The sequence below is a fragment of the Devosia insulae DS-56 genome, assembly GCF_000970465.2.
GTDB lineage: Bacteria > Pseudomonadota > Alphaproteobacteria > Rhizobiales > Devosiaceae > Devosia_A > Devosia_A insulae.
This window is the reverse complement of record NZ_LAJE02000235.1, coordinates 19,770-31,357: the sequence shown is the minus strand read 5'-3', so window position 1 is coordinate 31,357 and position 11,588 is coordinate 19,770. Positions and strand designations below refer to the sequence as shown.

The 11,588-nt window shown below is 63.9% G+C and carries 11 protein-coding genes; 5 read left to right on the top strand and 6 right to left on the bottom strand.

Translation table 11 applies throughout. From position 1 onward, the window contains the following. Positions 1-51: 51 nt before the first annotated feature. The 5 genes from VW23_RS16880 to VW23_RS16860 all read right to left on the bottom strand — a co-directional run bounded on the left by VW23_RS16880 (position 52) and on the right by VW23_RS16860 (position 5,254). Complete coding sequence (locus VW23_RS16880; RefSeq protein WP_069910711.1) at positions 52-1,245, bottom strand: enolase C-terminal domain-like protein; 1,194 nt, start codon at positions 1,243-1,245, stop codon at positions 52-54. Positions 1,246-1,279: 34 nt separating this feature from the next. Continuing rightward, the gene (locus tag VW23_RS16875) at positions 1,280-2,284 is read right to left on the bottom strand and encodes an ABC transporter permease (protein WP_069910710.1); all 1,005 of its coding nucleotides are present in this window, start codon (positions 2,282-2,284) and stop codon (positions 1,280-1,282) included. Next, positions 2,281-3,270 (bottom strand): ABC transporter permease, encoded by a 990-nt coding sequence (locus VW23_RS16870; RefSeq protein ID WP_069910709.1) that lies wholly within the window; start codon positions 3,268-3,270, stop codon positions 2,281-2,283. The genes VW23_RS16875 and VW23_RS16870 overlap by 4 nt, the downstream gene beginning before the upstream one ends. Positions 3,271-3,349: 79 nt before the next feature. Further along, entirely contained in the window at positions 3,350-4,399 is a 1,050-nt protein-coding gene (locus VW23_RS16865; protein ID WP_141728368.1) for a sugar ABC transporter substrate-binding protein, read from the bottom strand. A 51-nt stretch (positions 4,400-4,450) separates the two neighbouring features. After that, positions 4,451-5,254 carry an ATP-binding cassette domain-containing protein gene (locus VW23_RS16860; RefSeq protein WP_069910707.1) on the bottom strand — a complete coding sequence of 268 codons (804 nt, stop codon included), beginning with the start codon at positions 5,252-5,254 and terminating at the stop codon, positions 4,451-4,453. Between the two features lie 200 nt (positions 5,255-5,454). Here VW23_RS16860 and VW23_RS16855 point away from each other — a divergent pair, with 200 nt between their 5' ends. Continuing rightward, entirely contained in the window at positions 5,455-5,892 is a 438-nt protein-coding gene (locus VW23_RS16855; protein WP_069910706.1) for a hypothetical protein, read from the top strand. Between the two features lie 65 nt (positions 5,893-5,957). Here VW23_RS16855 and VW23_RS16850 read toward each other — a convergent pair whose 3' ends face one another. Further along, positions 5,958-6,608 (bottom strand): GntR family transcriptional regulator, encoded by a 651-nt coding sequence (locus VW23_RS16850; RefSeq protein ID WP_069910705.1) that lies wholly within the window; start codon positions 6,606-6,608, stop codon positions 5,958-5,960. A gap of 257 nt (positions 6,609-6,865) precedes the next feature. On the opposite strand from VW23_RS16850, the gene VW23_RS16845 reads away from it, so the two are divergent. The 4 genes from VW23_RS16845 (at position 6,866) to VW23_RS16830 (ending at position 11,302) form a co-directional block, all read left to right on the top strand. Next, positions 6,866-8,194, top strand: a complete 1,329-nt coding sequence (locus VW23_RS16845) for an ABC transporter substrate-binding protein (protein ID WP_069910704.1) — start codon at positions 6,866-6,868, stop codon at positions 8,192-8,194. A 101-nt stretch (positions 8,195-8,295) separates the two neighbouring features. Further along, positions 8,296-9,207 (top strand): carbohydrate ABC transporter permease, encoded by a 912-nt coding sequence (locus VW23_RS16840; RefSeq protein ID WP_069910703.1) that lies wholly within the window; start codon positions 8,296-8,298, stop codon positions 9,205-9,207. After that, the gene (locus tag VW23_RS16835; protein ID WP_055873481.1) at positions 9,207-10,091 is read left to right on the top strand and encodes a carbohydrate ABC transporter permease; all 885 of its coding nucleotides are present in this window, start codon (positions 9,207-9,209) and stop codon (positions 10,089-10,091) included. Before VW23_RS16840 ends, VW23_RS16835 begins: the two co-directional genes overlap by 1 nt. 161 nt (positions 10,092-10,252) lie before the next feature. After that, positions 10,253-11,302: a mannonate dehydratase gene (locus tag VW23_RS16830; protein WP_069910702.1), complete on the top strand. Its 1,050-nt coding sequence runs from the start codon at positions 10,253-10,255 to the stop codon at positions 11,300-11,302. Positions 11,303-11,588: the final 286 nt, after the last annotated feature.

Sequence of the window (11,588 nt, the reverse complement as noted above, 5' to 3'; positions counted from 1 at the left end):
GGGGTGGGGGTCAGCCCGCACCGGATATCCAGCTTTCGCTCCCAAACATGATCACCAGTGGGTCTTCTTGGTCGTGGCGTTGGGTTCGATCAGGTTGTCGTCGATATAGTCCCACTCGATTTCGTAGCCCATGCCGGGGCCTTTGGGCATGTGCACAAAGCCCTCGGAGTCGATCTTATCGACAGTGTTCTTGAGGTAGGGGTGCGGCGCGTCGTAATCGACGCCCGGTGCGAGCAGGCCCTTCTCGTAATACTCCGAGGTATCCTCGGAGGTGGCGCCGATCACCTGCAGGTTGCCCCAGCCCGCCATGTGCATCTCGCAGCGCAGCCCATAGGCCTCGGCGACGATGGCGGTCTTCCTCGCCCCGGTAATACCGCCGCGCACCACGTCGATGCGGCTCATATCGCCGGCACCGCGGAGGATCCACTCGGCCCGGCTGAACACGCCACCGGCAATGATCTCGGGGGAGAGGATCGGGATCGAGAGTTCCCGGCTCAGCCGCACATAGCTCTCGGTGCGGTATTCCGGCATCGGGTGCTCGTACCAGTAGAAGTTGAGCTTTTCGAGCTCGCGGCCGACCTGGATCGCCTCTTCCATGGTCATGTAGGTGCCCCACGGGTCGAACATCAGCACGTAATCCGGCCCCACTGCCTCGCGCACCAGGTGGCAGGTTTCGATATCGGCCTTGATGTTGGACGGGCGGCCGGGGGTCGGCTGGCCGGTCTCCGGGTTCCAGAAATAGTGCGGGTGGATCTTGTAGGCGATGTAGCCCTCGTTCTTGCAGGCCAGCGCATGCTCGGCATAGACGTGCGGCTTGCCGATATTGGGGTAGGTCGAGGCATAGGCCTTCACCTTCTCGCGCCCGGCGCCGCCCATCAGCTTGTAGACCGGCAGGTTGGCATAGCGGCCGGCAAGGTCCCACAGCGCGTTGTCGATCACCGAGGCGACATTCTCCTGGACGTTGGCGACCCACATCCACTTCCAGATCATCTCGCGATCCATCGGATCCTGCCCGACCAGCAGATCCTTGATGCGCCAAAGGATCTGCTGCTGGTCGACGACGTTGAGGCCCTCATTGTCGCCGTGCGAACCGCCACCGAAATAGTGCCCGACGACGCCTTCGTCGGTATGGATGGTGAGCACCGTCTGCATCATCTGCGTGTTGGGCAAAGGCAGCGCGTGGCCGACATCCCAGCGGTCGGCATAGGTGCGGAACGTCTTGATGGTGATGTCCGAGATCTTCACGGCACAAATTCCTTGGGTCGGGTGATAACTGGTTTCATTCGTAGGCGTCGCCGCCACGCAGGCGATCGAGCAGGACTGCGGCGAGCAGCAGCAGGCCGACAATGATGTTTACGTAGTAGGGGCTGATGCGCCCCAGATCGAGAATGTTGGCGACGCCCGCCACCGCAAGCAGGCCAAGCGCTCCACCGACCGGGTTGCCGACGCCGCCGCGCAGGATCGAATAGCCGCCGATCATCAGCGCCGCATAGACCTGGAACTCGAGCCCCAGGCCCGTCGCGCCGGCGGCGCTGCCGAGCTGGCCGACATAAATCATGCCACCCAGCCCGCCGCCGACCGCACTCAGCAGCAGGGCCGCGGTGCGGACGCCCCTGACCGAAATCCCCGCGCGTGCCGCCGCACGGTCGTCGCCGCCCACCGCCTGCACATGCCGGCCGACCCGCGTCTTGGTGACGACGACCGCGGCAATCAGGGTCAGCACGATGGCGAGGAGGAAGAACAGCGGCAGGCCGAACAGCTGCTGGTTGATCAGGGTGAAGAAATCGATGTCGAAAGCCGGGATCATTCGCTGGTTGCCGCACAATACCCAGGTGATGCCGCGCAGCGCGGTGAGCATGCCGAGCGTCGCCGCGATCGGGTCGGCACCGAACCGGACGATCGCCAGGGCATTGAGGCCACCGATCACCAGGCAGATTGACAGCGTGGCACCCGCGGCTGGCCAGAGGCCCCAGCCATGGGTGATGAGCCAGGCAAAGATCGCCGCCGAAATCCCGACGATCGAGCCGATCGACAGGTCGACCACGCCGGCCAGCAGGGCGAAGCCCGAGAACGCTCCGACGATCAGCGGCACGATGAGGAAGCTGCCGATGATCGAGACGTTGCCAAAGGAGACGAACTTCGGCCCGATCCAGATCAGCCCGACGGCGATCACCGCGATGAAGGTGAAGGCGATGCTCGCTACCGAACCGGTCAGGGCGGCGCGGAGGGGATGATGCGGCAAGTGTCCGGGCAGCGTGCGGCTCGCGGCAGTGGTATCGGTCATGGCGTGCCCCTCCGCGCCCGATAGCCGTCGATGGCCACGGCGATCATCAGCAGAATGCCCTGGAAGATGGATTGGGTGTCGGACGAGAGCCCGAAGAAGACCAGCGAAGTCGGGATCGTCGACAAGAACCCGACACTGAGGAGCAACATCCAGAAACTGCCACGCCCGCCGGCAAGCGAGATCCCGGCGAGGATGACGGCGGCGATGACGTTGAGCTGCATGGTGCTCGCGGAACTGGGATTGAACGGGCCCGCCGCCGAGGCGAACAGCACCGCGGCGAAGCCGACGAAGCCACCGGCCGCCATGAAGGTGGCGAAACGGGTTTTCTTCAGCGAGATGCCGCGCGCTTGCGCAGCGAACCGGTTGCCGCCAACGGCGGTGATGCGGCGCCCGTAGCGGGTGTAGCGCATCAGGAACCCGACGATGATGATCAGCACCAGCATCGGCCACCAGATCACCGGCAAGCCCAGGAAGCTGGCGCGGCCCATGTGGTAGATTTCGCTGCCGTTGGGCACCTGCGCGAGCTGGAAGACGAGGTAAAGTGCCGCGAGGCCGATGAAATTGGTGGCCAGCGTCACGATCACCGGGTTGAGCTTGGCGAGGACGACGATGGTGGCGTTGAACGCGCCCCATACCATGCCGACCAGCACCGCGCCGACAAACACCAGTGGTAGCGGCAGGCCGGCTTCCGACAGGCGGACTGCAATGAGGCTGGTGAGGATAAGGCAAGCGGGCTGGCTCAGATCGATGAAGCCTCCAGAGATGCCGATAATGCCCTGGCCGATGGCCAGCACGCCGACGATCGACATGGTGAAGGCGATGGCGAGCACGGTCTGGTGTGCGAAGAAATCCGGCCGGTAGAGACCGGTGGCAGCGATCAGCAACGCCCATACAGCCACCAGCGTGATCGCAGTCCCCCAGCCCTGGAAGCGGACCGCGAGCGGGGTCGCGGTGGGCGTAGCATCGATGGCTTGGTCCGTGGACATGGGCGCTTCCTGAGGGCGGCTGACAGATCAAGGCAAACAGCCGGCAATCTGGGATCGCCGGCTGCCGCTCAGATCAAACTTACTTGTTGAGGCAGAACAGGTCGTATTCCGTCGTCCCCGCAGGAGCCGCGAGCAGTTGCGCGACGCGTTCCGGCATGTCCGGCACGGCCTTGGCCTGCTCGGCCGAGACCGGGCACGGCTGGACCTTCGATGCCGGATCGCCAGCATCGGCCTTGAGGGCAACTTCCTTGCCTTCGGCGATCGGCCCGATCACGTCCTTGATGGCGTACACGGCGTAGCCTTCAAGGAAGTAGAACACCGAACCGGCAAGATGCGGGTTGACGTTGTCACCGGTGATGAAGGCGCCGTCCTGGCCCCAGCCGATGACTTCATCGGCACGACCAAGCTGCTCGGCGGCATTGATCAGGCCGAGCACGCCGCCGTCGTTGATGCCGACCACCGCCATCTTCACGGCATTGGGGTTTGCAGCAAGCAGGTCGCGGGCGGCCGGCAGTGCGACGGCGGCGTCACCGCTGCCCTCGAATGAGATGTACTTTTCCGCCGGAATGTCGGGGCAGATGTTCTTGACGCCGGTCCGCATGCCGCCGGTGCGCCACTCGTTGACGATGCCGGCGCCGGCACCTTCAGACGAGATCACCAGGTCGGGTTCGCAGTTCCACTTTTCCTTCATGATCTTGCCGAGCTGCTCGCCACCCGCGATGCCTGCTGCAAGGTTGTCGATGCCGACGAAGTACATGCCGGGGTCGGCGATGTCGTAGGTGACGATGGGGATGTTGGCGGCTTTCATCACGGCGCTGATGGCCGGATTGGTCGAGGGCTGGCCGTTGAACTGGATCGCAGCGTCGACGCCTTCCTGCACCATGATCTGGGCGTTCTTCAGCGCCGTCGCCGGATCATTGTTGTTGGAGAGCTCGACATAGTCCCAGCCCATTTTCTCGGCCAGCGCCCGGGCGACGTCGCCCTGGGCCTTCATCCATTCACAGCAGGTGTTGCCACCCACCATCATGCCGAGCTTGAACTTGTCCTGGGCTTCCGCGACACCGGCGAGGCCGATGAGCACGGGAACCGATAGCGCCATCAAGGCGAATGCACGTACTGAGTTGCGCAAGATAGGTCTCCTCCCTTTGCGAACGTAGTCTGATGGCCTCGAGGCTTTGCCTCAGGCCGCAACCTCTGCGGCGCGCGCTTCGGGCGAGTCGCCCGGAATGGCGCCGGTAATCAAACCGACGATCTCGCTGACCTCGGTGTCCTTGACGGTGCGGGTGGCGATGGAACGGCCGAGCCGCATCACCGTGATGCGATCGGCAACGCTCATCAGCTGCTGCATGTTGTGGCTGACGATGATCACCGAGACGTCGTGCTGGCGCAGGTCGCGGATCACCTCGAGCACCTGGCCGGTCTCGCGCACCCCGAGCGCCGCGGTCGGCTCGTCGAGGATGACGATGCGGCGGCCCCAGAGCAGCGCCCGGGCAATGGCGAGGCACTGACGCTGGCCGCCCGACATGCCCTTCACCGAGACGTTGATCGAGGGGATTTTTACCTTGAGCATGTCCAGCACTTCGCGGGCCCGCTCACGCATCCGGCGGTCGTCGACGAGGTTGAACAGCCGGGCCAGCGGGTTCTTCGAAAGCTCCTCGCGGCCGAGATAGACGTTCTGGTAGGCCGACATGGTGTCGACCAGCGCCAGGTCCTGGTAGACCGTCTCGATCCCCGCATCCATGGCGTCCTGGGCGCGCTTCAGCACCACCGGCTTACCATCGATGACGATATCGCCGCCCGACGGCGTGACGATGCCGGAGAGGATTTTCAGGAGCGTCGACTTGCCGGCGCCGTTGTCGCCCACCAGCCCCACGACTTCGCGCGGCCTCAAGCTCAGTGACGCATCGGCGAGCGCCACCACTGCACCGAAATGCCGCGAAATGTTGCGTGCCTCAAGGACAGGCGAGAGCGCCTCGTCACTCATGAGCTTCCTCCCGATCGCCCGTCGTACGTTCCGTATCTGGAACGGGCGTTTCATATTAGGGACAGCTAAGCGCCGGTGCCGGTGGTTGTCAACGGGGCGCGGGATTCGACTTGCGGATGAGGCATGACAGCCGTGGAGTTGTCCGGCCGTCAGGTTGGCGCTAGCATCGGAGTGGGTGAGCGAGTGAGCTGGAGTGTAAGATGCCCAGTCCGTCCAATGCGCGCTACGAAGTCACAGCCTACATTATTGCTGCCGTTGTCATCGCCACGCTGGTCGGCGCAGTGGTCGGCGCCATGTTTGCCGATAACGACGCCGGCCGCGCCTCGGTCGGCATCGTCGCCGCGTTCTGTGCGGTAGCGGTCGAGATCGTCGTCCGGCGTTATCTTGGCGAGGCGTTGCCGCAATTCTTCCTATCCAACCGCGAACGCCATGCGCCGCTCTCGGTCTGGGTCGGCGCCTTCGTCACCGCCGTCGCGGCCGGCCTCGCCACCAGCAGCATCGGCCAGCTGATGGGTATCACGGACAGCATGATGATCGGATTGCTGGCAGGCCTGTTCGCCGGGCTGATCGCCTCGGTGCTGGTGGTGCTGCACGATCACGAGGCAAATAGCGAATGGCGAATCGCGAGTAGGGAGTAGCGGACGTTCCCGCTATTCCTTCCACCCCTATTCGCTACTCGCTATTCGCAACTCGCTCGACGGTGCTACGTCGTCAGCACCCGGTGCAACACGCCCTGCAGGTGCCGGTCAAGCCCGTCGCAGGCGGCTTCGACGTCGCCGGCCTTCAGCGCGTCGATGATCACCACATGCTCCTCCATCGAGGTCACTGTGTTGGCCGGGCCGACCGCGTTGAGGTTGTGCAGGCGCAACAGGTACATTTTCTGGGTCAGCCGCGCATAGTTGACCCTGATCTGGTCATTGTCGAAGGCGGCGACGAAGGTGTCGTGGAACTTCCGCTCGAGCAGTTTTACCGGCACGCGGTAGCGTTCCATGTCGTTGGTCTGGCGGACGAAATCGATGATCCCAAGATGCTCCGCGCGCATAGCGTCGATCCAGGCCGGGGTCACGGTCTGCGCGAATTTTCGCAAGCCCTCGCGCTCGAGCAGGCCGCGGAACTGGAAGCAGTTCCCGACGAACTTCACATCCGGATAGAAGATGGTGATCCCCACCTTGCGGCGGACGGTGATCAGCCCCTCAGCCTCGAGCAGCGTCGTCGTTTCGCGCATCGGCGACAGCGACAGGCCCAGCACCTTGCACAGCTCATCCTGCGTCAGGGTCTGGCCGAGCTTCAGCCGGCCGTCGATGAGAGCGTCAAAGAACGCGGCGTAACCGGCATTCTCGATTTCACCCCTCATCCTTTTCTCCTAACCAATGGCGCATTGACAGCTGTTCGAGCCCCATAATACGCTCTTAATAGCGCTAATAAATATATTTAAAAGCCAGCGCTGCGAGAAAACTGTGAGCGACCGGGCCGTCTGGGCTCTTCTCGCTCCGACTCAATCGGGACCCGCGGGGAGGCGGCGACACCGAAGGTTTGATCGCCCCGGGCGATCAGTCCGGCACGTCGCTGCAATCGCCAAGCCGCAAACGAGCTCATCTTGGAGGAGAGCCCATGACCAAATCATCCGACACCCAGAAGCCGACCGGCTGGTCGCGCCGCCGCGTGCTGAAGACCGCGGCGAGCGGCCTGGCGCTGGCTGCCGCCAGCAGCTTCCCGATGCCCGCCATCGCGCAGGGCAAGAAGCTCACCTACTGGGGTGGCCTGATCTTCTCGGACGACGCCAATAAGCTGCTGACCGACACTATCAACGCCTGGGGCGCGGCCAATGGCGTCGCCACCGAAGTGGTGATGATCAACCAGAACGAGACCACTCAGAAGGTCTCGGCGGCGGTCTCGTCCAACACCATGCCCGATGCCCTCGACATGGGCCTCGGCCTCGCCCGGCTGCTGGCCCGGCAGAGCCAGTTCTCCGATGTCGGCGATCTCTACAAGAAGATCGGCGACGCGCAGGGCGGCTGGTTCTCCGGCCCCGATACGGCAACCGACCTCACCGCCGATGGCGGCATCGCGCGTGTCGGCATTCCGTTCGGCGTCAACGGCAACCTGCTGCTGCGGCGCAAGGACCTGCTCGAGCCGGCCGGCTTCACCGAGGCGCCCAAGACCTGGGACGAACTGGTGACGCAGGCCGAAGCCATCAACAAGGCCCCGGTTTCCGGGCTCGGCCTCGCCCTCTCCAATGTCGGCGACGCCAACCTGCAGGTCGCGGTGCTGCAGTCGTTCGGCGGCCGCATCGCCGATGACGCGGGCAAGAAAGTAACGATCGACTCGCCCGAAACGCGGCTGTGGCTCACCTGGCTGAAGAACGCCTGGGACAAGGGCCTGTTCTCGCCCGGCAATACCACCTGGGACGGCGCTGGCGACAACCAGGCCTATCTCTCGGGCCAGGCCGGCTTCATCGCCAACACCGGTTCGGTCGGTATCGCGGCGCGGAAAGACGATCCGGAGCTGTTCGAAGCCAGCGCCTTCTCGCCGCTGCCGGGCGGACCCAAGGGCATCATCTCGCCGATTGACGTGCAGGTGCGCGCCATCACCAAGGCAAGCCCGGTGCAGGACGAGGCCAAGGCGCTGCTCGAGCACCTCTCGAGCCCCGAGTACATGAACGCCTATTTCAACGTGGCGATCTACGGCCCGGTGCTGGCAAACCAGGAAAAGCTGCAGGCGTTCGACGGCACCAACACCATCCTTGTCGGCCTGCTCGGCCTCGCCAAGAACGGCACGGCCCCGGCTTACCCGGATGTCAACAATGCCGCGTTCGCCGATCTCGGCTCCAACTTCCTGATCCCCAAGCTCGCCCAGCGCGTGGTGGTGGATGGCTGGGACTTCGACAAGGCGATCGCCGAAGCGCAGACCCAGGGCCAGGCGATCTACGACAAGTACTGATCCCAAGTTCCTCCCTGCCGCGGATGGTTCCTCCCGGGGCCATCCGCGGATGTTTTTGGAAGGATGTTTTGATTGAACGATCCGCGCGCTTGGCACCGACCATGACCATTGCCACCCAAAATTCAGCCCCCCGCCGCCGCTTCGGTGGTGGCTTCAAGCTCAAGCTGTTCGCCTATGCGCTGGTCGCACCGGTGGTGTTGCTCATTCTCGGGCTCGTCGCCTACCCGTTCCTGTTCGCCATCTGGGTGTCGTTCACCGACATGGTGATCGGCAGCACCGGCAACTTTATCGGCTTCAAGAATTTCGAGTATCTGGCGGGCACGGCGACCTTCTGGGCGGCGATCCGCAACACGATCACCATCGTCCTCGTCTCGGACGTGTTGAAGCTCCTGATCGGCCTCGGCCTCGCGCTGCTGGTGCACCAGAACCTGCCTGGCCGCGGCATCTTCCGTTCGTTCCTGATGCTGCCCTGGGCCATGCCGGCGTTCGTCGCCTTCCTCACCTGGCGCGTGCTGTACCAGCCGATCGGCGGCGGCATTAATCTGATCCTCAATCAGACCGGGCTCTACGCCGGCACCGTCGACTGGCTCGGCACCCGCAATACCGCCATGGCTTCGGTGATCATCGCCTCGGTGTGGCGCGGTTTTCCGTTCTGGTTCATCTCGATCCTCGCGGCACTGCAATCGGTGCCGAAAGAACTGTACGAAGCGGCGATCGTCGATGGCGCCAATACCTGGCAGCGCTTCTGGAACGTCACCATTCCATCGATCCTGCCGGTAATCATCGTCACCACACTGCTGAGCTCGATCTGGACCGCCAATGGCTTCGAGCACGTCTGGCTGTTGACCGCCGGTGGCCCGTCGGACGCCACCATGGTGTTCCCGGTGCTGGCCTTTTTCGGCATGCAGACGCAGCGCATCGGCGAGGCGGCGGCGGTGTCGGTCTACATGCTGCCGGTGCTGGCCATCCTCGTGATCTTTGCCACTTCGCTGATGATGCGGAGGGAGGAATAATGGCCAGTCTCGCCGAAATCGCCAGTGCGGCGCCGACCAATGCCGGCGCCTCGGCGCGTCGCCGGTTCCTGATCGCCCGGCTGCTGAGCTATGCCGCGTTGATCGTCGCGGTCATCCTTGTGCTGTTCCCGGTTTACTGGATGCTGGCGACGTCGCTCAAACTGCCACGCGACATCCTGCGTGTGCCATCGCTATGGCCGTCCCGCTTCAGCCTCGCCAACTTCGAGAAGCTCCTCGCCGACGGGCAGTTCCTGCTGTCGATCCGCAACAGCTTCATCGTCGCCTCGACCGTCACTGTCATTTCGGTGATCATCTCGTCGTTCGCCGCCTATTCGATGGTGCGATTCCGCTACCGCTTCCGTGGCGTCATCGGCCGGTTGATCCTGTTCGCCTATCTGACGCCGGGCTCGCTGCTGTTCATTCCGCTGTCGATCGTCATGGCGCAGCTGAAGCTCGGCAACTCGCTGCAGGGCCTGATCCTCGTCTACCTCACCTTCTCGCTGCCGCTCTCTACCTGGCTGCTGCAGGGCTATTTCCGCGGCGTGCCGCGGGAGCTCGAGGAACAGGGGATGATCGATGGGCTGACTCGCTTCGGTGCACTGTTACGCATCACCCTGCCGCTGTCGGCGCCTGGCCTCGCGGCGGTCGCCATCTTCACCTTCACCGGGGCCTGGAACGAGCTGTTGTTCGCGCTGGTGCTGACCACCTCGGAAAGCGTGCGCACCGCGCCGCTCGCCCTCAACTATCTCATCACCTCCGACGTCTTGCCCTGGGGGCCGCTGATGGCCGGTGCGGCCATCTCGTCGGTGCCGCTGATGATCCTCTATTTCGTTGCCCAACGCTTCATGGTGGCGGGCATGACCGAGGGATCGGTCAAAGGATGAACGCGACAAACTTGCCACCACCACAGGGTCATTCCCGCGAAAGCGGGAAACTCTGTTTGGCGCTACGAGCGGGATCGCGAGCAAAGAAAACGGAGATCCCCGCTTTCGCGGGGATGACCCGGTGATAGTCACGAACTGAAGTTCAGAACGGAAAGAACACGATGGGTATCAGAGTTGCGGTCGGCCAGTTCCACGAACTGAGCGAGGAAAGGCTCCGCTTCGCGGCGCAGATCGGCGCCACCGGGTTGCAGATGAACAACCCGACGCTGCCGGGCGACAATCGCTGGGAGCAAAAGGACGTCAGGGCGCTGGTCGACCAGGTGGAAGCAGCCGGCCTGAAGTTCGAAGCGATCGAGAACGTCCCCACGCATTTCTACCACAAGGCGATGATGGGGCTTGAAGGCCGCGACGAGCAGATCGAGAATTATCAGGCGACGATCCGCGCCGTGGCGCGCGCCGGCATCCCGGTGCTGGGGCTGCATTTCATGCCCAACTCGGTGTGGACGACGAAGCGCGACGCCGCGACCCGCGGCGGCGCCGTGGCCCGCCAGTTCGACATGGCGGTAGTCGAAGCCAATATCGACAATCTCGAGCTGCTGCGCTCGTTCATGCCGACGACGCTCGGCCGTGCCTCCTCGATGCCGCTGTTCGGCAAGGACGGCCCGCTGATCACCGAAGACCAGATGTGGAGCAACTACGAGTACTTCATGAAGGCGGTGCTGCCGGTGGCCGAAGAGGAAGGCCTGAAGCTGGCGCTGCACCCCGACGATCCGCCGGTGCCGATGCTGGGCGGTGTGGCGCGGCTGTTCTACAAGCCGGAGAATTTCAGACGCGCCTATGACCTGGTCGGCCGCTCGGACGCCTGGTCGCTCGATCTCTGCCTCGGCTGCTGCTCGGAGATGGAAGGCGGCAAAGCCAACGTCAACGAGATGATCGAGTATTTCGCGCCCAAGGGCCGGATCTCCTACATCCACTTCCGCGACGTGAAGGGTTCGGTACCGAACTTCGTCGAGTGCTTCATCGGCGACGGCAATTTCGACCCGGCCGAAGTCATCGTGCTGCTCGCCAAGAACGGCTTCGATGGCTTCCTGCTCGACGACCACGTGCCCAAGATGGACGGCGACAGCGACTGGAACCACCGCGGCCGCTCGCACGCCATCGGCTACATGCAGGGCTTGATCCGGATGGCGGAGTTTTTGGGCAAGGCGTAAGGCCCACCGGCCGTCTCGACATCGAGCGCGCTTCGCCCCCCCTCCCAACCTCCCCCGTCAAGGGGCAGGTGCCGGGCGGTGTATCGGGCACGTCCAAGCCAAAAGCGCCGGCCCCACCTCCCCCTGGACGGGGGATCGAGCCGCAGCGAAACCCGCTCCCCCACGGGCTCCAACACCCAGGTAAGCGTCGTACTGCTGCGGCTCACCGCACCTGGAACTTTACCAGATGCGGATGAGTCCAAGTTACAAGGCAAGCGAAGCTTGGGAGCGAAGCGAGCTAGCGCAG